The organism is Cellulosimicrobium cellulans, assembly GCF_007679345.1.
GTDB classification, from domain to species: Bacteria; Actinomycetota; Actinomycetes; order Actinomycetales; family Cellulomonadaceae; genus Cellulomonas; species Cellulomonas cellulans_A.
The window spans coordinates 191,449-210,201 of the sequence record NZ_VEGH01000004.1; the positions used below are offsets into that span (position 1 = coordinate 191,449).

Annotated in this window: 18 protein-coding genes; 7 read left to right on the plus strand and 11 right to left on the minus strand. The window is 75.6% G+C overall.

Annotated elements, in window-relative coordinates; all coding sequences use genetic code 11:
- Positions 1-94: 94 nt before the first annotated feature.
- From rsgA to FS882_RS07275, 3 genes are all read right to left on the minus strand, one after another.
- Positions 95-1,141 (minus strand): ribosome small subunit-dependent GTPase A, encoded by a 1,047-nt coding sequence (gene rsgA / locus FS882_RS07265; RefSeq protein WP_158372395.1) that lies wholly within the window; start codon positions 1,139-1,141, stop codon positions 95-97.
- 31 nt (positions 1,142-1,172) lie between these two features.
- Positions 1,173-2,474 carry a 3-phosphoshikimate 1-carboxyvinyltransferase gene (aroA, locus tag FS882_RS07270; protein WP_158372396.1) on the minus strand — a complete coding sequence of 434 codons (1,302 nt, stop codon included), beginning with the start codon at positions 2,472-2,474 and terminating at the stop codon, positions 1,173-1,175.
- Between the two features lie 77 nt (positions 2,475-2,551).
- Positions 2,552-3,130 (minus strand): DoxX family protein, encoded by a 579-nt coding sequence (locus FS882_RS07275; protein WP_158372397.1) that lies wholly within the window; start codon positions 3,128-3,130, stop codon positions 2,552-2,554.
- Positions 3,131-3,244: 114 nt separating this feature from the next.
- On the opposite strand from FS882_RS07275, the gene FS882_RS07280 reads away from it, so the two are divergent.
- Both FS882_RS07280 and rsrA read left to right on the plus strand, forming a co-directional pair.
- Positions 3,245-4,006, plus strand: coding sequence for a sigma-70 family RNA polymerase sigma factor (locus tag FS882_RS07280; RefSeq protein WP_158372398.1), 762 nt, complete (start codon positions 3,245-3,247; stop codon positions 4,004-4,006).
- Positions 4,003-4,305 carry a mycothiol system anti-sigma-R factor gene (gene rsrA, locus FS882_RS07285; RefSeq protein WP_158372399.1) on the plus strand — a complete coding sequence of 101 codons (303 nt, stop codon included), beginning with the start codon at positions 4,003-4,005 and terminating at the stop codon, positions 4,303-4,305. Before FS882_RS07280 ends, rsrA begins: the two co-directional genes overlap by 4 nt.
- A 74-nt stretch (positions 4,306-4,379) precedes the next feature.
- Here the strand turns inward: rsrA and FS882_RS21820 are convergent, their stop codons facing one another.
- A complete protein-coding gene (locus FS882_RS21820) occupies positions 4,380-4,454 on the minus strand; it encodes a 50S ribosomal protein bL37 (RefSeq protein WP_370521008.1) in 75 nt (24 codons plus the stop codon).
- A 131-nt stretch (positions 4,455-4,585) separates the two neighbouring features.
- On the opposite strand from FS882_RS21820, the gene FS882_RS07290 reads away from it, so the two are divergent.
- The 3 genes from FS882_RS07290 to FS882_RS07300 all read left to right on the plus strand — a co-directional run bounded on the left by FS882_RS07290 (position 4,586) and on the right by FS882_RS07300 (position 7,392).
- On the plus strand, positions 4,586-5,674 hold the full coding sequence (locus FS882_RS07290) for a type IV pilus twitching motility protein PilT (protein WP_158372400.1): 1,089 nt from the start codon (positions 4,586-4,588) through the stop codon (positions 5,672-5,674).
- A 132-nt stretch (positions 5,675-5,806) separates the two neighbouring features.
- Positions 5,807-6,649: a DUF4097 family beta strand repeat-containing protein gene (locus FS882_RS07295; protein WP_158372401.1), complete on the plus strand. Its 843-nt coding sequence runs from the start codon at positions 5,807-5,809 to the stop codon at positions 6,647-6,649.
- Complete coding sequence (locus tag FS882_RS07300; protein ID WP_262348132.1) at positions 6,649-7,392, plus strand: PadR family transcriptional regulator; 744 nt, start codon at positions 6,649-6,651, stop codon at positions 7,390-7,392. The genes FS882_RS07295 and FS882_RS07300 overlap by 1 nt, the downstream gene beginning before the upstream one ends.
- A gap of 54 nt (positions 7,393-7,446) precedes the next feature.
- Here FS882_RS07300 and FS882_RS07305 read toward each other — a convergent pair whose 3' ends face one another.
- Together FS882_RS07305 and FS882_RS20885 are read right to left on the minus strand one after the other, a co-directional pair.
- Complete coding sequence (locus FS882_RS07305) at positions 7,447-8,046, minus strand: GDSL-type esterase/lipase family protein (RefSeq protein ID WP_158372402.1); 600 nt, start codon at positions 8,044-8,046, stop codon at positions 7,447-7,449.
- Positions 8,047-8,162: 116 nt separating this feature from the next.
- Positions 8,163-8,318 (minus strand): hypothetical protein, encoded by a 156-nt coding sequence (locus FS882_RS20885; RefSeq protein WP_187365184.1) that lies wholly within the window; start codon positions 8,316-8,318, stop codon positions 8,163-8,165.
- 94 nt (positions 8,319-8,412) lie between these two features.
- Here FS882_RS20885 and FS882_RS07310 point away from each other — a divergent pair, with 94 nt between their 5' ends.
- Positions 8,413-9,396, plus strand: coding sequence for a GlxA family transcriptional regulator (locus tag FS882_RS07310; RefSeq protein ID WP_158372403.1), 984 nt, complete (start codon positions 8,413-8,415; stop codon positions 9,394-9,396).
- Positions 9,397-9,606: 210 nt separating this feature from the next.
- Here the strand turns inward: FS882_RS07310 and FS882_RS07315 are convergent, their stop codons facing one another.
- Both FS882_RS07315 and FS882_RS07320 read right to left on the minus strand, forming a co-directional pair.
- Positions 9,607-13,587, minus strand: coding sequence for a multifunctional oxoglutarate decarboxylase/oxoglutarate dehydrogenase thiamine pyrophosphate-binding subunit/dihydrolipoyllysine-residue succinyltransferase subunit (locus tag FS882_RS07315; protein WP_158372404.1), 3,981 nt, complete (start codon positions 13,585-13,587; stop codon positions 9,607-9,609).
- A gap of 164 nt (positions 13,588-13,751) precedes the next feature.
- A complete protein-coding gene (locus FS882_RS07320) occupies positions 13,752-15,080 on the minus strand; it encodes a multidrug effflux MFS transporter (RefSeq protein ID WP_158372405.1) in 1,329 nt (442 codons plus the stop codon).
- Between the two features lie 107 nt (positions 15,081-15,187).
- On the opposite strand from FS882_RS07320, the gene FS882_RS07325 reads away from it, so the two are divergent.
- Positions 15,188-15,661: a MarR family winged helix-turn-helix transcriptional regulator gene (locus FS882_RS07325; protein WP_158372406.1), complete on the plus strand. Its 474-nt coding sequence runs from the start codon at positions 15,188-15,190 to the stop codon at positions 15,659-15,661.
- Between the two features lie 100 nt (positions 15,662-15,761).
- Here FS882_RS07325 and FS882_RS07330 read toward each other — a convergent pair whose 3' ends face one another.
- The 3 genes from FS882_RS07330 to FS882_RS07340 form a co-directional block, all read right to left on the minus strand.
- The gene (locus tag FS882_RS07330; RefSeq protein WP_158372407.1) at positions 15,762-16,571 is read right to left on the minus strand and encodes an ABC transporter permease; all 810 of its coding nucleotides are present in this window, start codon (positions 16,569-16,571) and stop codon (positions 15,762-15,764) included.
- On the minus strand, positions 16,568-17,551 hold the full coding sequence (locus FS882_RS07335) for an ABC transporter ATP-binding protein (RefSeq protein ID WP_158372408.1): 984 nt from the start codon (positions 17,549-17,551) through the stop codon (positions 16,568-16,570). Before FS882_RS07335 ends, FS882_RS07330 begins: the two co-directional genes overlap by 4 nt.
- 121 nt (positions 17,552-17,672) lie before the next feature.
- Positions 17,673-18,752 carry an ATP-binding protein gene (locus tag FS882_RS07340; protein ID WP_262348133.1) on the minus strand — a complete coding sequence of 360 codons (1,080 nt, stop codon included), beginning with the start codon at positions 18,750-18,752 and terminating at the stop codon, positions 17,673-17,675.
- Position 18,753: the final 1 nt, after the last annotated feature.

Below are 18,753 nucleotides of genomic sequence, written 5' to 3' on the forward strand. Positions count from 1 at the left end.
GGTCGCCGCACCCGCGTGGTTGCCGGCGCGCGAACCCCGCGGCTCCCGCAGGCTCGCCGGGCCCGCTGGCCGGAGGGCCGGGCGGGGCGAGGGGTCAGCCCGCGTCGGGCGCCGCGGTGCGGCTGACGAGCAGGCGGCGGAACGAGTCCACGCGCGTGGTCCGCGCCCCGCGGGTCTCGTCGTCGGGCGCGGCCTCGACCCACTCGTCGAGGGCGCAGTCCGGCGCGTCGGCGGCGTGCGTGCAGCCGCGCGGGCAGTCCGCGGCGACCTCGGCCAGGTCGGCGAACGCGCCGAGCAGGTGGTCGGGGTCGACGTGGGCCAGCCCGAACGACCGCACGCCCGGGGTGTCGATGACCCAGGTGCCCGGCTCCCCGGGCACGCGCAGCGCGACGGCCGACGTGGAGGTGTGCCGCCCGCGCCCGGTGACGTCGTTCACCACGCCGACCGCCCGCAGGGCGTCCGGCACCAGCGCGTTCACCAGGGTCGACTTCCCGACGCCCGAGTGCCCGACCAGCACGGACATCCGCCCCGCGAGCGCGGCGCGCACCTCGTCCAGCCCCTCGATCGCCGCCTCGTCGGTCCGCGAGCTCACGACCACCCGGACGCCGATGGGCTCGTACAGGGCGCGCAGCGTGGCCGGGTCCGCGAGGTCGGCCTTGGTGAGCGCGAGCAGCACGTCCATGCCCGCGTCGTAGGCGGCGACCACGCACCGGTCGATCATCCGGGTCCGCGGCTCGGGGTCGGCGAGCGCGGTGACGACGACGAGCTGGTCGGCGTTGGCGACGATGACCCGCTCGACCGGGTCGGTGTCGTCGGCGGTGCGGCGCAGCACGGTGCTGCGCTCGACGATCCGCACGATCCGCGCGAGCGAGCCCTCCGCGCCGGACGTGTCGCCGACCAGGTCGACCCGGTCGCCGGGCACGACCCGCTCGCGGCCCAGCTCGCGCGCCTTCATCGCGACGGCGACGCGCTCGTCCGGCCCGTCGGGGTCGACCAGGACGGTGTACCGCCCGCGGTCGACCCCGGTGACCAGCGCGCGGTCCGCGTCGGCGTGCTCCGGGCGGGTCTTGGTCCGGGGGCGGGTGCCCCGGCGGTTCGGCCGGACCCGGACGTCCGACTCGTCGAGCGCGCGGCGGGCCACGGTCAGCGGCCCCCGCTCGTCGCGGTCCCGGTCACGCGAGCATCCCGTCCCACAGCCCGACGAAGTCCGGGATCGTCTTCGCGGTCGTGGCGACGTCCTCGACCAGCACGCCGGGCACGGCCAGGCCGAGCAGCGCGCCGAAGGTCGCCATCCGGTGGTCCGCGTAGGTGCGGACCGTGCCGGCGTGCAGCGGGCGCGGCGTGATCACCAGGCCGTCGGCGGTCTGCTCGGCCTGCCCGCCGAGGCGGGTGATCTCGGCGGACAGGGCGGCGAGCCGGTCCGTCTCGTGCCCGCGCAGGTGCGCGATGCCGCGCAGCCGGGTGGGGGAGTCGCCGAGCGCCGCGATCGCGGCGATCGTGGGCGCGATCTCGCCCGCCGCGTGCAGGTCGAGGTCGACGCCCCGGACGGCCCCGGTGCCGGTCACCGACAGGACGTCGCCGTCGAGCCGGGTCGTGGCGCCCATCTGCTCCAGGATGTCGGGCAGCAGGCCGCCGGGCTGCGTGGTGGCCGCGGGCCAGCCGGGCACCCGCACGGTGCCGCCGGCGACCAGCGCGGCGCACAGGAACGGCGCGGCGTTGGACAGGTCGGGCTCGACGCGCACGTCCCGCGCCGCGACCGGGCCCGGCTCGACCTGCCACACCGTCGGCACGGAGTCGTCGACGACCACCCCCGCGGCCCGCATCGCGGCGACCGTCATCTCGATGTGCGGCAGGCTCGGCAGCGTGGGGCCGGTGTGCCGGATCGTCAGACCGCGGGCGAACCGCGGCGCGGTGAGCAGCAGGCCGGAGACGAACTGCGAGGAGCCCGACGCGTCGACGTCGACGACCCCGCCCTCGACGGACCCGGTGCCGGTGACGGTGAACGGCAGGTGGCCCGGCTCGCCGTGCTCGGTGACGCCGACCCCGAGCGCCCGCAGCGCCGCGAGCACCGGCCCCATGGGGCGCACGCGCGCGCCGGCGTCGCCGTCGAACCGCACGTCGCCGTCCGCCAGGGCGGCCACGGCGGGCAGGAACCGCATGACCGTGCCGGCGAGACCGCAGTCGATCGTCCGCGGCCCGCGGAACGCGCCGGGGGTCACCAGCCAGTCCCCGGGGGCCGCCGGGTCGTCCTCGATGGTCGTGCCCAGGTCGCGCAGCGCCTGCGCCATCAGCAGGGTGTCCCGCGACCGCAGCGCGCCGCGCAGCCGCCCCGGGCCGTCGGCGAGGGCGGCGAGCACCAGGTAGCGGTTGGTGAGCGACTTGGACCCGGGGACCTCGACCGTCGCGTCCAGGGGGCCGGTCGCCGTCGGGGCGGGCCAGTCGGGCGCGGTGGCGGGGAGGACCTCGGAGCTCATGGTCGTCAGGCTATCGGGGGCGCGCCGCACCCCGGGCCGGGCGTCCGGCCCGCGGGGCTCGGCGCGCGTGCCGGGTGTCAGTGCACCGCGTCCGCGATCTTCTTCGACGCGGCCTTCTTCGCCGCCGCGGCGGTCGCCGCGGCGGCTGCGGCCTTGGCGCTCGCGGCCCGGGTGGCCCGGGCGTGCTCGACGCGCCAGCGCACGGACGGCCGGCCCGCCGTGTCGGCGGCGGCGATCAGCGCGGCGCCGGTGAGCGACAGGCCGCGCAGGAACCGGGCCTTGCGGTCCTTCTTCTCCTGCTCGGACAGCTGGCCGCGCTCCTTGCGGGACGCCGGCGCGTCGGCGGCGGCGAGCGGCAGGGTCAGCGCCGCGAGGGTGAGGGCGGACGCCCGCGGGGCCCGCCCGGTCGCCAGCAGCAGGGCGGCGAGCGCCGTCGCGCCGCCGTGCACCCGCACCACCGTGGTGAGCTGCGCGTCCGAGGGGTGCCGGTACGCGTCCAGCGCGCCGCCCAGGGCGCCGCGCGGCACCGTGGCGGTCAGCCGGTCGACCGCACCCCGGGCGACCGCGACGTGCGCGGCCGGCCGGCGCAGCGCGTCGACCCCCTCGCTCAGGAACCACGACGCGAACAGCGGTCGGGCGATGCGGCGCAGCAGCATGACGTCCTCCTCCGGGCCGTCCGCGACGCACGGACGCCTGCCCTCCAACCTAGCGGCGCGACCAGCCCCACGCCCCCGGGAATGTCCCGGGTGCCCCCTCACGTTGTGCCGTCCATGAGCTGTTCCACCCTCGACCGGCCGACCGCCGTGACCGGCGGCGTCGCCGTGCTGCCCCGCCCGGGCGGCCCGGTGCCCGTGCGCGCACTAGGCTCGGTGGTGATGAGCGAGGACACCACACGCGCCCCCGAGTCCGAGGACGACGCGGCGCGCAGCGAGCGGTTCGAGGCCGAGGCGCTGGTCTACCTGGACCAGCTGTACGGCGCCGCCCTGCGCATGACCCGGAACCCGTCGGACGCCGAGGACCTGGTCCAGGAGACGTTCGCGAAGGCGTTCGCCGCCTTCCACCAGTACCGGCCGGGCACGAACCTCAAGGCGTGGCTGTACCGGATCCTCACCAACACGTTCATCAACACGTACCGCAAGAAGCAGCGCGAGCCGCAGCAGTCCCAGGCCGACGAGATCGAGGACTGGCAGATCGCGCGCGCCGAGTCGCACTCCTCGACGGGGCTGCGCTCCGCCGAGGCCGAGGCGCTCGACCACCTGCCGGACTCGGACGTGAAGGACGCGCTCGCGCGGCTGCCGGAGGACTTCCGGATCGCCGTGTACCTGGCGGACGTCGAGGGGTTCGCCTACAAGGAGATCGCCGAGATCATGGGCACCCCGATCGGGACGGTGATGTCCCGGCTGCACCGCGGGCGGGGTCAGCTGCGCGACATGCTGACCGACTACGCGCGCGACCGGGGACTCGTCCCGGCAGGGGGCGCCGCGACCGCCGAGGGCGGGGACGGCACGGGATCGTCGAGGAGGGCACGATGACGGGCTGGGACGCCGCGGGGACGTCGACGCCGGCAGCAGGGGACGCGGGGGGCTGCGGCCCGGAGTGCGAGCAGGCGCTCGGGCGGCTGTTCGCCTACGTGGACCGCGAGCTGGAGCCGGGGGACGCCGAGCAGGTGCGGCAGCACATCGAGGACTGCCGGCCGTGCCTGGACGAGATCGCCGTCGAGACGATGCTCAAGGAGCTCGTGAAGCGGTGCTGCCAGGACAAGGCCCCGGCGGACCTGCGCGTGAAGATCCACGCGCAGCTGACGACCCTGCGGGTGACGCGGACGCTCTGATCCGCCCCGTGCACGACGAAGGGCCCGGTGCGACGCACCGGGCCCTCGTGCTGTGCGGCTGCGCCGCCCGACGCTCAGGCGTTGGGGCGCTTGCCGTGGTTGGCGCCGTTCCCGGCGCGGGAACGGCGCTTGCGGCCACGCTTGCTCATGGAACTTCTCCCTGGTGAGACTGACCGGCACGGCGGTACAGCCGCCCGGGGACCCTCCATGGTCCCACATCCGTGCTGCTCGTCCGCACCGATGGTTCAAGGAGCGGGGCGTACCGGCCGATCAGACCCGTGTGAGCGAGCAGCCGCAGTCCGTCGTCCCCCTCCTGCACGCCCTGGCCCAGGCCGGCGGCTCCGACCTGCACGTCAAGGTCGGGTCCGAGCCCCGGGTCCGGGTCGACGGCCGGCTGCGCCGGCTGCAGGTCCCCGTGCTCAAGCCCCGGGACACCGAGCACATGCTCGGCGAGGTGCTGCCGGACGACCTCACCGAGACGTTCGTCCGCACGCACGAGGCGGACTTCGCGTTCTCGCTGTCGGGCGTCGGGCGGTTCCGGGTCAACGCGTACCAGGCGCGCGGCACGTACGGCCTGGTGTTCCGCCTCGTCGCGATGGGCGCGCAGTCGCTGTCCGAGCTGGGCCTGCCCGACGTGCTGGGGGAGCTCGCGCTCGAGCCGCGCGGTCTCGTGCTCGTCACCGGCCCCACCGGCTCGGGCAAGACGACGACGCTGGCGTCGATGATCGACCTGATCAACACGGTGCGCGAGGCCAACATCGTGACCATCGAGGACCCCATCGAGGTGCTGCACCCGGACAAGCGCGGCATCGTCTCGCAGCGCGAGATCCGGCAGGACACCGCCGACTTCACCGTCGCGCTGCGCGCCGCCATGCGGCAGGACCCCGACGTGATCTTCGTCGGCGAGATGCGTGACGTGGAGACGGTCCGCGCGGCGCTCTCGGCGGCCGAGACCGGCCACCTGGTGCTGTCGACGCTGCACACCATCGACGCCGCCGAGTCCGTCAACCGCATCGTCGACTTCTTCCCGCCGCACGAGCAGCAGCAGATCCGCGTCGCGCTGGCCCAGGCGCTGCGCGGCATCGTCTCGCAGCGACTGGTGCGCAAGGCGGACGGCGGGGGCCGGACGGCCGTGGTCGAGGTGCTCGTCAACACCGGCCGCACCGCCGAGGCGATCGTCGACCCCGCGAGCAGCGAGCCGCTGATCGACCTGATCAAGCAGGGTGACTACTACAAGATGCAGACCTTCGACCAGCACCTGGTGCGCCTGGTCGCGGACGGCACGGTGACGTACGACGAGGCCCTCGGCGTGGCGACCAACCCGCAGGACCTCACCGTCGAGCTCCGCTCGGTCGGCCTGATCGCCTGACGGGGCCCCTCGGCGCCCGGCGCACACGGGCCGCGCCCGGCGCCGCCCGGGCGCTGCCGACCCCTTGCCGGCCCCGCAGACGCGATATAGCGTGTCTCAACGCGATATATCTCGATGTGGAGGAGCAGCGACATGGCCACGGAGTCCTGGGTCGTCATCGGCCCGCAGATCATCGAGGTGGAGGACGTGCGCTCGCTGCGCGTCCAGGTCAGCGGCGGGCGGGTCGACGTCGTCGCGCACGACGACCCGACGCTGACCGGGGCGCGCCTCGAGGTGCACCGGGTCGACGGCTCGCCGCTCGAGGTGACGTACGCCGACGGCGCGCTCTGGGCGGGCGTGCGGTCCGTGACGGGGATCGACGGCTTCCTCGAGCGGCTCCGCGGGCCCGGCCAGCGGGACCGGGTGGAGGTGCACCTCGCGGTGCCGCAGGCGGTCGTCGCGTCGCTGGCCTCCGTGAACGCGGACCTGCTCCTGGCCGGGGTCCAGCAGGACGCCACCGTGTCGACGGTCGGGGGCGGGGTGGTCGTGGACGGCACCCGCGGTGCGCTCTCGGCCAAGAGCGTCTCGTCCGACGTGGTGGTCCGGGACCACCTGGGCGACCTGTCGATCGGCACCGTCTCCGGCGCGGCGACGGCGTCCGGCGCGCTGCACCGGGTCTCCGTCACGACCGTCTCGGGAGAGGTCACGCTCGACTGCCTGGCGCCGACCTCGGTGTGCCACGTCCGGACCGTCTCCGGCGACGTCGCGGTGCGCCTGCCCGCCGGCCACGGCGTCGGCATCGAGGCGCGCAGCGTGTCCGGCCGGGTGGTCGTGGACGGCGTCGACCGCGGCGACCGCCGGCCCGGGCGCACCACGGTGGACCTGCGCGACGACCGCGCCACCTGCTACGTCTACTCCCAGACCGTGTCCGGCCACCTCACGGTGCTGCACGGCGCGCCGCTCGCCGAGCCGGTGGTGGACGCGGGCGACGCCTGATGGCCGTGTTCGGGCACGGGCAGCTCCGGCTGTACCTGCTCTCCCTCCTGGAAGCCGGCCCGCGGCACGGGTACGAGCTCATCCGCGCGCTGTCCGACCGGTTCGGGGGCACCTACCGGCCGAGCGCCGGGACGGTGTACCCCCGGCTCGCGCGGCTGGAGGAGGAGGGGCTGGTCGAGCGGACGGAGGCGGGCCGCAAGTCGCTGTACACGCTCACCGACCGCGGGCGCCAGGAGGTCGACGAGCACCGCGCCGAGCTCGCCGCCCTGGAGCACGAGCTCGCCGACGTGGTCCGGGAGCTCGCCGCGCAGGTGCGGGCCGAGGTCGCCGGGTCGATGGCGGGGATGCGGGCCGAGATGGCCGCCGCGGCGCAGCAGGCGCGGGCGGCGGCGCTGCGGACCCGGGACCCGCGGCCCGGGGCGCCGGCTGGTCCGGGGCCGTTCCCGGGCGGGTGGGTGCCACGGCCGGGCGCGCCGGTCGACGGGCCGGAGCGCGGTGCCGGCGCCGACCATGAGCGCCGGGCGGCCGCCCGGGAGCGGCGCGCCGCGGCCGAGGAGCGCCGGGCCGCGCGGGCGCGGCGGACGCAGATCGAGGCGGACCTCGCGGCGTTCCGCGCGGAGGTGCGGGACGCCGTGCGCCGCGCGGAGGTGGACGGCGGGCCGTCGGCCCTCACGGCCGACACCGTGCGGACGGTCCTGGCCAGCGCCCGGTCGGCGATCACCGCGACGCTGCCGCGGGGCTGAGCACCGGGCGGCGCGGCCGGGGCCGTGCCCCGGGCGACCGTCGCGGCCCGCGGGTCAGACCACGTCCTCCGGGAGGCCGAGCCAGGCGTTCCAGTGCGAGTGCAGCACCAGCCACGCCATCAGCCCGTAGCCGGCCTGGCCGGGCAGCGCGCCGTCCCCGGCCGCCAGGTCGGCGAGCCACTGCTCGTGGCCGGCGAGCGGCGTGAACGTGTCGACGTAGGGCACGCGGCGGCGGGTGGTGACGTCGGCGAACGCGGCCGACAGGTCGGCGAGCGTCGTCGGGTCGACGCCGGCGCCCGGCGGGGGTCCGACGACGAACGCGGGCATCCGGCGCTGCTCGGCGGCGTCCAGGATGTTCGCGAGGTTGAGCCGGCTGCGCGCGAGCGACAGCCCGGCCAGCGCGTCGGCGCGCCCGAGGGAGACGACCAGCCGGGTGTCGGCCTCGGCGGAGGCGCGGCGGCCGACCTCCTCCTCCCAGCGGGCGGACAGGCCGGAGGTGGTCTCGCCGGGGACCGCCAGGGTCAGCACCGTCGGCGGCACCGGCGTGGTGGTCCGCGCGGCCACCCGGCCGACCCAGCCCAGCGCCCGCGGGTCGCCGGCACCCGCGGCCAGCTCGTCCCCGATCACCACCAGGCGCAGCGGCAGCTCGCCCACGTCCCGTCCTCCCGCTCGCCGTGCCCACCCGCGGTCGCGGGGGCGGGGCCAGTCTCGCAGCCGGACCGCCCGGGACGCCCGCCGACGCGCGGCGGGAGGGCGCGCGAGAGCGCGGGTCAGTGCAGGTAGCGGTCGGCGTCGTCGGTCCAGTCGTGGTGGGAGGCCGGGGGCTCGCGGCGACCGAGGCCGTCGGTGCGGAGCCAGTCGTACAGCCGGGCGCCGAGCCAGGCGGTGAGCGTGAGCAGGGCCAGGGTCAGGATGAGTGCGGTCATGGCAGAAAGCCTGCCGGGCGCGAGATTCCGCCACGAGTGGCAGGACTGCCGTCCCCCATCGACTTACCGCCAGTTCCGTGGCAGGCTCGGCGGCATGCTGCAGCGAGTCGCCGCGATCGCGGTACCCGGGGTGTCCGCGTTCGAGCTCGGGCTCGTGCTCGAGGTGTTCGGCATCGACCGCTCGGACACCGGCGGCCCGACGTTCGAGTTCACGCTGTGCACCCCGGAGCCCGGTCTCGTGCCGATGGAGCCGGGTCTCGCCGTCGAGGTGACCGCGGGGATGGACGTGGCCGCCGAGGCCGACCTCGTCGTCGCGCTGCCGTACAAGGCGCCCTACGGCCTGCCGGCTGTCGCCCGCGACGCGCTGCGCGCGGCCCACGACCGCGGTGCGTGGGTGATGAGCATCTGCTCCGGGACGTTCGCGCTGGGGGAGGCCGGGCTGCTCGACGGCCGCCGGTGCACGACGCACTGGATGTACGCCGACGACCTGCAGCGCCGGTACCCCACGGCACAGGTCGACCCCGCGGTGCTCTACGTCGAGGACCGGCGCGTGATCAGCAGCGCCGGCACGGCCGCGGGCATCGACGCGTGCCTGCACCTGCTCCGCCGCGAGCTCGGTGCGCAGCAGGCGGCGCTGGTCGCCCGCCGGATGGTCGTGCCGCCGCACCGCGACGGCGGCCAGGCGCAGTACGTCGACACCCCGCTGCCCTGCGACGCCGACACGCTCGCGCCGCTGCTCTCGTGGATGGGCGAGCACCTCGACGCCGAGCTCACCGTCCCCGAGCTCGCGGCGCGCGCGCTGATGTCCGAGCGCACGTTCGCCCGCCGGTTCCGCGCGGAGACCGGCACGACACCCGCCGCGTGGGTCACCCGGCAGCGGCTGGTGCGGGCGCAGGAGATGCTCGAGCGGACGTCCGCCGGGGTCGACGAGGTCGCACGCACCAGCGGGTTCGGCAGCGCGGCCATCCTGCGGCACCACTTCGCGCGGGTCCTGGGCACGAGCCCGCAGGCGTACCGGCGCCAGTTCGCGTGCACGGACGAGGCGGAGGCGGCCGCGGACCGCATGTCCGTCGCCTGACGCGCTCACCCCCGCCCGCGCCCCCGCCGTACCCGCTCCGACCCACGCGCCGAGATAGGGCCTGCGCGCCGAGGTAGGACCCTGGACGGTCCTACGTCGGCCCGCGGGTCCCATCTCGGCGATCGATGGGCGCCCCCGCGCGCACCTCCCGGACACGGGGGAGGCCGGCCGCCCCCGAGGGGCGGCCGGCCTCCGTGTCGTGCCCGCGGGTCAGCGCTCGAACGCCGCCCGGAGGATCTCCGCCTGCTCGGCCTGGTGCGCCTTCGCCGAGCCGGCCGCCGTGGACGCGGACGCCGGGCGGGACACGGCCCGGACCGGCGCGCCCACGACCTGCGGCAGCGCGTGCGAGACGTACGTCCACGGGCCCTGGTTCCGGGGCTCGTCCTGGACCCAGACCAGCTCGGCCCCGTCGAACGGCGCGAGCGCCGAGCGGATCCCGTCGTGGTCGAGCGGGTACAGCTGCTCCATCCGGACGATCGCGGTGCGCTCGTCGTTCAGCTTCTCCCGCTGGGCGACGAGGTCCCAGTAGAGCTTGCCGGAGCACAGCAGCACGCGGTCGACCCGGGCGGCGGACGCCGCGGCGCGGTCGTCGCCGATGACCGGGCGGAACGTGCCGGACGTGAAGTCCTCGACCTGCGACGCGCCGGCCTTGAGCCGCAGCATCGACTTCGGGGTGAAGACGATGAGCGGGCGGCGCGGCCGGGCGTAGGCCTGCCGGCGCAGCAGGTGGAAGTACGACGCCGGCGTGGTGGGCTGGGCGACCGTCATGTTGCCCTCGGCGGACATCTGCAGGAACCGCTCGATGCGCGCCGACGAGTGGTCCGGCCCCTGGCCCTCGTAGCCGTGCGGGAGGAGCAGCACGACGGACGAGTGCTGGCCCCACTTCTGCTCGGCGGAGGAGATGAACTCGTCGATGACGGTCTGCGCGCCGTTGACGAAGTCGCCGAACTGCGCCTCCCAGAGCACCAGGGCGTCCGGGCGCTCGACCGAGTAGCCGTACTCGAACCCGAGCGCCGCGTACTCCGACAGCGACGAGTCGTAGACCCAGAACTTGGCCTGGTCCGCCGACAGGTAGAGCAGCGGGGTCCACTCGGCGCCGGTCTCCCGGTCGTGCAGGACGGCGTGCCGCTGCACGAAGGTGCCGCGGCGGGAGTCCTGCCCGGCGAGGCGCACCGGGGTGCCCTCGATGAGCAGCGACCCAAACGCCAGGATCTCGCCGAAGCCCCAGTCGATGCCGCCCTCGCGGGACATCTGCTCCCGCTTGGCGAGCAGCTGCGCGAGCTTCGGGTGGATGGTGAACCCCTCGGGCGCCCGGACGTGCGCGGCGCCGATCCGCTCCAGCACCTTGGCGGGCGCGGCGGTCTGCCAGCCGATGATGACGCCGGCGTCCTCGCGCTGGGACTCCGGGCGCTCCAGGCCGGCCACCGGCTCGGCGTCGGGCGACGGCGGGGTCCAGCCCTCCTCGCGGGTCTCCGCGAACACCCGCTCGAGCTGCGCCTGGTAGTCGCGCAGCACGTGCTCGGCCTCCTCGAGCGTGATGTCCCCGCGGGACACCAGGGCCTCGGTGTAGAGCTTGCGCACCGAGCGCTTGGCCTCGATGAGGTTGTACATCAGCGGCTGGGTCATCGAGGGGTCGTCGCCCTCGTTGTGGCCGCGGCGGCGGTAGCAGACCATGTCGATGATGACGTCGCGGTCGAACTGCTCGCGGTACTCGAACGCGAGCTCGGCGACCCGGACGCACGCCTCGGGGTCGTCGCCGTTGACGTGGAAGATCGGGACCTGCAGGCCCTTGGCCACGTCGGTGGCGTACTGCGAGGAGCGCGAGGACGACGGGCCGGTGGTGAAGCCGACCTGGTTGTTGATGACGACGTGGATCGTGCCGCCGGTGCGGTAGCCGCGCAGCTGGGCCAGGTTGAGCGTCTCGAAGACCACGCCCTGCCCGGCGAACGCCGCGTCGCCGTGGATGAGGATCGGCAGCACGGAGAACCCGTCGCCGCCGAGGTCGATCCGGTCCTGCTTGGCGCGCACGATGCCCTCGAGCACCGGGTCGACCGCCTCGAGGTGGGACGGGTTCGCGGCCAGGTAGACGCGGGTCGACGCCCCGGACTCGGCGTGGAACACGCCCTCGGTGCCCAGGTGGTACTTGACGTCGCCGGAGCCCTGCACGGACTTCGGGTCCTGGTTGCCCTCGAACTCGCTGAAGATCTGCCCGTAGGACTTGCCGGCGATGTTCGCGAGCACGTTGAGCCGTCCGCGGTGCGCCATGCCGATGGCGACCTCGTCCAGCCCGGACTCGGCGGCGCGGGACAGCACGGCGTCGAGCAGCGGGATGACGGACTCGCCGCCCTCCAGGGAGAACCGCTTCTGCCCGACGTACTTGGTCTGCAGGAACGTCTCGAACGCCTCGGCGGCGTTCAGGCGGCGCAGGATGCGCAGCTGGTCCTCGCGCGGGGTGGGGGCGTAGCCGGCCTCCAGCCGCTCCTGGAGCCAGCGGCGCTGCCGCGGGTCCTGCAGGTGCATGTACTCGAAGCCGGTGGTCCGGCAGTACGAGTCGCGCAGCAGGCCGAGGACCTGGCGCAGCGTCGCCCGCGGCTTGCCGGTGAACCCGCCGGTCGGGAACGTGCGGTCCAGGTCCCACAGCGACAGGCCGTGCGTCTGCACGTCCAGGTCCGGGTGCTTGCGCAGCCGGTAGGCCAGCGGGTCGGTGTCGGCCATGAGGTGGCCGCGGGACCGGTACGCGTGGATGAGCTCGGCGATCCGCGCGGGCTTGATGGCCTCGGCGTCGGGGTCGGCGGCCTCCTTGACCCAGCGGATCGGCTCGTAGGGGACGCGCAGCGACGCGAACACCCGGTCGTAGAAGCCGTCCTCGCCGAGCAGCTTGCGGTGCAGGATGCGCAGGAAGTCGCCGGACTGGGCGCCCTGGATGATCCGGTGGTCGTAGGTGGACGTCACCGTCAGCACCTTCGACACGCCCATCTTGTTGAGCTGCTCGTCGGACGTGCCCTGGAACTCGGCGGGGTAGTCCATCGCGCCGACGCCGATGATCGTGCCCTGGCCCTGCATGAGGCGCGGCACCGAGTGCACGGTGCCGATCGTGCCGGGGTTGGTCAGCGACAGCGTGGTGCCGGCGAAGTCGTCGACGCCGAGCTTGCCGCCGCGGGCGCGCCGCACGACGTCCTCGTACGCGTTCCAGAACTGCGCGAAGTCCAGCGTCTCGGCCTGCTTGATGCTGGGCACGAGCAGCTGGCGGGTGCCGTCCGGCTTGGCCAGGTCGATCGCGAGGCCCAGGTTGACGTGCGCGGGCGTCAGCACGCCGGGCTTGCCGTCGACGAGCGTGTAGGAGCTGTTCATCGCCGGCATCTCGCCGACGGCCTCGACCAGCGCGAAGCCGATGAGGTGCGTGAACGAGACCTTGCCGCCGCGGCCGCGGGCGAGGTGGTTGTTGATGACGATGCGGTTGTCCACCAGGAGCTTGGCCGGGATGGCGCGCACCGACGTCGCGGTGGGCACCTCCAGGCTGGCCTCCATGTTGGTGACCACCCGGGCGGCGGGGCCGCGCAGGCGCTGCGTCTCGTCGGAGGCCTCGGGGACCTCCTGCTCGGCCTCGCGGGCCGCCTTGGCAGCGGGGGCGTAGGGGGCGGTCGCCGGCTGGGCCGTCGCCACCGGGGAGGTGGCGGGCGCGGGCTCGGGGTCCCGCGGCGCGGGCTGCTCCTGCGGGCGCGTCGCGGCGGGCGCCGGTGCCGGCGGGACCGCGGCGCCGTCGCCGGTGTGCGCGGGGCGCTCGGCGACGGGTGCGGCCACCGTGCCCGGCCGCTCGCCCCCCGGCGCGCCGGGGGCGGGCCGGTCGGCGGCCTCGCGCGGCGTGGGGGCGGCCTCCGGGGTCGCGGTGGCCGGGGCGCCCGCGGTGCCGGCGGGCGCGGCTTCGACCACGCCGTTCCCCCCGGTGCTCCCCGCGCCGCCGCCACCATCCGCGACCGCGCCGGACGTCGTCGAGGCGGGCGCCGAGGGCTTGTAGCCCTCGAAGAAGTCCCACCACGCCGGGTCGACCGCGGTCTTGTCCTGGAGGTACTGCTCGTACAGCTCGTCCACCAGCCACGTGTTCGCGCCGAAATCGGCACGGTTCACGTCTGGCTCCGCATGCTGGGACACGCGAGGATCGCCCACTTCCTCCGCGGTCACGGACCGCGTCATCGCCGGATCAGTTCGTGGCCCACCCTACGTCCTGACCGGGCGTCATCTCCCCTCGGAGAGCCCGGCGCGCGGACGGTTCACACGCTCGTCACACGGCGGGTCCGGCGGGGGTACCAGGCTCCCCATCTGCGGGTCTGCGCCGGGTCGAGGACGTGCCAACTCGGTCATGCATCGGCTGCGACCTCGGCTGCGACTCCCGCCGCGACGCCCGGCACGGGCGCCGCCGGGGCGGTCGCCGCGAACCGCGCCGCGAGCACCGCGCCGACCGCCAGCACCAGCATCGTCACCGCCATCGGCACCGCGGTGCGCTCGCCGGCGAGGCCGACCAGCGGCGACACGGCGGCCCCCACGCCGAACTGCAGCGCGCCCATGACCGCCGACCCGGTGCCGGCGGCGTGCGCGACCTCGTCGGTGGCGAGCGTGGTGGCGTTGCCGAACACGAGGCCGAGCGAGCTCACGGTCAGGAAGAGCAGCACCAGGGTCGGCCACCGGGGCAGGTCGAGCAGCACGACGTCGAGCAGGAGCAGGACCGTCAGCACCGCGACGGCCGTCACCCCGACGGCGAGCAGGCGCCGGGGCGGGAACCGGTCGACGAGCGTCGTGCCCAGCCCCGCGACGACGCCGAGCCCCAGCGCGTTGGCGGCGAAGGCCACCGAGTACGCGCCGACCGACAGGCCCAGCACGTTCTGGAGCACGAACGGCGAGGCCGAGATGTACGCGAACATCGTCGCGAAGCCGAGCACCAGCGCGCCGGTCCAGCCGACGTACCGGCGGTTGCCGAGCACCGTGCGCGCGTCGCGCAGCGTGGCGGTGAGACCGCCCCGGGTGCGCGCCTCGCGCGGCCGCGTCTCCGGGACCAGGACGAGGACGCCGACGAGCATCACCGCGCTGACACCGGCGAGGATGCCGAACACCCCGCGCCAGCCGACGGCGGTGACCAGCGTGCCGCCGAGCAGCGGCGCGAGGACCGGGGCGACGCCCTGGATCAGCATCATGAGCCCGAACAGCTTCGCCGCGGCGGTGCCCCGCGCCCGGTCGGCGACGACGGCGCGGCTGAGCACCACGCCCGCCGCGCCGGCGAACCCCTGGACGAACCGCGCGACGACGAGGAACGCGATCGACGGCGCGAGGGCGCACGCGAGGCCGGCGACGGCGCACAGCGCGCTGCCCGCGACCAGCAGGCCGCGCCGGCCGCGCTGGTCGGACAGCGGGCCGATCACGAGCTGCCCGAGCGCCAGGCCGACCATGAAGGTGGTGAGCGAGAGCTGCACCGCGGTCGCGCTGGTGCCGAGGTCGACCGCCATCCGCGGGAAGGCCGGCAGGTACATGTCGGTGGCGAGCGGGGCGATCGCGGTGAGGAGCGCGAGCACGACGGTGGTGGCGAGCGGCAGCGCGCGGTGCGGGGGGCCGGCGGCGACGTCGGGACCGGAGGTGGTCGAGGTGGGTGCGGGCGGCGTGGCGGCGGGCACGGCGGTGCCCGGGGCGGCGGTCATTGGGGGAGGTGCTCCAGCGCGGAGGAGGGCGGCGGGGCCGCGGACCGGAGCATATTACCTATGAACTCATATATGTCGAGGCATACCCGCGCTGCTACCCTCCCGGCGTGACCGGAGCCACCCCCGCCGACGACGCCGGGACCGACGACCTGCGGGTGCTGGCCGTCGCGCTGCACGACCTGTCCCGGGCCGTCCGCCAGGCGCAGGGCGCGCAGGCGGCCGGTCCGGCGCCGCTGCCGCCGACGGAGTTCGAGGTGATGCGGTACGTGGACGCGCACCCCGGGACCAGCGTCGGCGGCGCGGCCGCGGCCCTCGACCTGCGGCAGAGCAACGTCAGCGCCGCGGTGCGCGGGCTGGTCGGGCGCGGTTTGGTCGAGCGCGCGACCGACGACGGGGACCGGAGGGTGACCCGGCTGCACCCGACCCCGCTGGCGCGCGCACGGCGGGAGCCCGTCGAGGAGGGGTGGGCGCGCACGCTGGGTGCGGCGCTCGCGGGGCTGCCCGCGGCGGACGCGGCGGCGGTGCGGCGGGCGGCGGGCCCGCTGGCGCGGCTCGCGGCGCGCACGCGGGCGGGGGACTGACCGCGGTCGCACGCCTCCCGGGTGCGGCGACGGGTGGAGCGTCCTGCCCGACACGCATCGGCGTGTCCGGCGGGACGCTCCACCCGACGACGGTGGACCCTCAGGTGATGTCGCGCTTCAGGGTCGTGAACCGCCCCAGCGCCGCCAGCGCGAGCGCGTACGCGACGAGCACCGCGGCCCCCGCGGCCGGTCCGAGCAGCGAGCCCGCGCCGGTGGCCGAGTAGAACGACCCGCCGCTGATCGCCTCGCCGGCCGCGCCGGGCAGGAACTTCCCGATCGGCGCGGTCGCGTCGTTCAGGCCGAGCACCAGCCGGGCGATCGGCTCGACGAACTGCGTGAACGCCAGCACGACGACGATCGCGACCACCTGGTTCGGCATCGCGAACCCGAGCCCGACGCCGACGACGCACCACACGGTCAGGGCCAGCGCGGTCCGGGCGATGATGCCCCAGACCTCGCCCTCGCCGAGCAGGTTCGGCGCGTCGGTGAACGCGAACGCCAGCGCGCCCGCGCCGACGGTGGCCAGCGTCCCCAGCACGCCGTACAGCACGCCCATCGGGATGCTCGCCGCCAGCTTCGCCACCACGAACCGGTTGCGGTCCGGCTGCGCGAGCAGCGTCGGGGTGAGCGTCCGGTGCCGGAACTCGGCGGTCACCGACAGCAGGCCCACCAGCAGCGGCAGCGCATAGCCGAGCGAGGCGGGCAGCGTGTACACCGCGGTGACGACGGCCTTCGCGTCCAGGACGACGGGCGCGCCGTCCGCGCCGGACACGTCCGCGCCGTCGAAGGTGAACGCGAACGCCATCGCGGCGCCCAGGAACGCCATGTACCCGACCATGACGACGAGCAGCACCCACCAGGTGCGGGTGGTGACGATCTTCCGGTACTCGGAGACGAGGGAGTCCTTCATCGCGCACCTCCGGCGGGGGCGTCGGTCGGGGCGGGGGCCGGGGCGGGCGCGGCGTGCGCGCCCCCTGCCGGGGCGGGGGCGGTGAGGCGGAGGAACACGTCCTCCAGGCCGACGCCGTGCGTGGCGAGCTCGTGCAGCTCGACGCCGGCGGCGAACGCGGCGTGGCCGACGGTCGCGACGTCCGTGCCGACCAGCTCGGCGACGCCGGCGGCCGGCGCCCCGTCCGCGGCGCGCTGCCAGCCGGCGCCCGCGACGAGCGCGTCCAGCGCGGCGGCGTCGGGGGACGCGACCCGCACCCGCGGCTCGGCGAGCCCGCTCAGCTCGGCGAGCGTGGAGGCGTGCACCAGCCGGCCGCCGGCGATGATCACCACGTCGTCCACGGTCTGCTGGACCTCGGACAGCACGTGCGAGGACACCAGCACGGTGCGCCCCTGGGCGGCGAGCGCCCGCAGCAGGTCGCGCAGCCACCGGATGCCCTCGGGATCGAGGCCGTTGGCCGGCTCGTCGAGCAGCAGCACGGGCGGGTCGCCGAGCAGCGTCGTCGCCAGCGCGAGCCGCTGGCGCATGCCGAGCGAGAACCCGCCGACCCGGCGCTTCGCGGCCGCGGTGAGGCCGACGAGGTCGAGCACCTCGTGCGCCCGGCGGTCCGGCACGCCCGCCTGGGGCGCGTACACCCGCAGGTGGTCCAGGGCCGTGCGGCCGGGGTGGAAGTCGGCGGCCTCCAGCGCGGCGCCGACGGTGCGCATCGGGCGGTCGAGCGCGGTGTACCGGCGGCCACCGATGGTGGCCGTCCCCGCGGTGGGCTGCACGAGGCCGAGCAGCATCCGCAGGGTGGTCGTCTTGCCGGCGCCGTTCGGCCCGAGGAACCCGGTGACCCGCCCCGGGCGGACCGTGAAGCTCAGGTCGTCCACGGCCCGGACCTGGCCGAACGTCTTCGTGAGGTGGGAGACCTCGATGGCGTGCGTCGCGTCGGGTGGCATGCCTCGACCCTAGGGACCCGGCACGCTCCGGCGGATCAGCCGCGAGGTGGAACCGCCGGGCACCGGCGCCTCCGCCGCCCGACGGAGCCCGGTCGGGCCCGGGCGCGGGGGACGGGCCGCCTCAGAACGCCGCGGTCGTCGGCCGGGAGGTGCGGCGCGACGGCAGCATCACCCGCATCGTGCAGCCGGAATCGCTGTCCGCCACCTCGACGGTCCCGCCGTGCAGGGTCACCGCCCACCGCACGATCGACAGGCCCAGGCCGGTGCCGCCGGTCGAGATCTGCCCGGTGATCGCGGGGGTGTTGCCGCGCGCGAACCGCTCGAAGACCCGCTGGCGCTGGTCGGCGGCGATGCCGGGGCCCTGGTCGATGACGTCGAGCTGGACGAACCCGCCGGCGCGGTGCGCCTCCAGCCGGACCGGCGCGCCACGGGGGGAGTGCCGGACGGCGTTCTGGACGAGGTTGGCGACGACCTGGTGCAGCCGCTCGCGGTCCGCCGGGAGGGTGAGGTCGGGCGGGTCGACGTGCACGGGGAACGTCAGGTCCTTGGACGCCCCCACCAGCCGGCCCTCCTGCGCCGCCTCCTCGAGGAACTGCTGGACGGGCACGTCGGTCACCTGCAGGTCCACGGCGCCGGCCTCGAGGCGCGACAGGTCGAGCAGCGTCGCCACCAGCCGGCTCAGCCGCTGGGTCTGCGCGAGCGCGGCGCGCATCGCCTCGGGGTCGGGGTCCTCGACCCCGTCGACGATGTTCTCGAGCTGCGCCTGCAGCGCGGTCACCGGCGTGCGCAGCTCGTGCGACACGTTCGCGACCATCTCCCGGCGCAGGGAGTCCGCCTGCTCCAGGTCGTCGGCCATCCGGTTGAACGCGGTCGCCAGCTCCCCGACCTCGTCCCGGCTGGTCGCCCGCACCCGGCGGCTGTAGTCGCCGGCCGCCATGGCGCGCGCCGCCGAGGTCATCTCCCGCAGCGGCGACGTCATGCCCCGCGCGAGCACCTGGGTCATCACCAGCGCGAGGACGATGACGATCGGGAAGGTCCGCGTCGGGCCGAGCGCGTTGTTCAGCCCGATCCAGGTGAGCAGCGCCGCGACGAACACCGCCGCGGCGACCAGGACGCCCAGCTTGATCTTGATCGACCGCAGCCGGTCGAGCGGGCGGACGTCGGGCAGCCGCGGCCGCTGGTGCCGGGGAGGGGTCGGCACC

Bases quoted from the DNA above. Each gene is read 5' to 3' on its own strand.
- aroA (WP_158372396.1), bottom strand. From the start codon at position 2,474: ATGAGCTCCGAGGTCCTCCCCGCCACCGCGCCCGACTGGCCCGCCCCG.
- FS882_RS07275 (WP_158372397.1), bottom strand. From the start codon at position 3,130: ATGCTGCTGCGCCGCATCGCCCGACCGCTGTTCGCGTCGTGGTTCCTG.
- FS882_RS07280 (WP_158372398.1), top strand. From the start codon at position 3,245: ATGAGCTGTTCCACCCTCGACCGGCCGACCGCCGTGACCGGCGGCGTC.
- rsrA (WP_158372399.1), top strand. From the start codon at position 4,003: ATGACGGGCTGGGACGCCGCGGGGACGTCGACGCCGGCAGCAGGGGAC.
- FS882_RS07295 (WP_158372401.1), top strand. From the start codon at position 5,807: ATGGCCACGGAGTCCTGGGTCGTCATCGGCCCGCAGATCATCGAGGTG.
- FS882_RS07300 (WP_262348132.1), top strand. From the start codon at position 6,649: ATGGCCGTGTTCGGGCACGGGCAGCTCCGGCTGTACCTGCTCTCCCTC.
- FS882_RS20885 (WP_187365184.1), bottom strand. From the start codon at position 8,318: ATGACCGCACTCATCCTGACCCTGGCCCTGCTCACGCTCACCGCCTGG.
- FS882_RS07310 (WP_158372403.1), top strand. From the start codon at position 8,413: ATGCTGCAGCGAGTCGCCGCGATCGCGGTACCCGGGGTGTCCGCGTTC.
- FS882_RS07315 (WP_158372404.1), bottom strand. From the start codon at position 13,587: ATGACGCGGTCCGTGACCGCGGAGGAAGTGGGCGATCCTCGCGTGTCC.
- FS882_RS07320 (WP_158372405.1), bottom strand. From the start codon at position 15,080: ATGACCGCCGCCCCGGGCACCGCCGTGCCCGCCGCCACGCCGCCCGCA.
- FS882_RS07330 (WP_158372407.1), bottom strand. From the start codon at position 16,571: ATGAAGGACTCCCTCGTCTCCGAGTACCGGAAGATCGTCACCACCCGC.
- FS882_RS07335 (WP_158372408.1), bottom strand. From the start codon at position 17,551: ATGCCACCCGACGCGACGCACGCCATCGAGGTCTCCCACCTCACGAAG.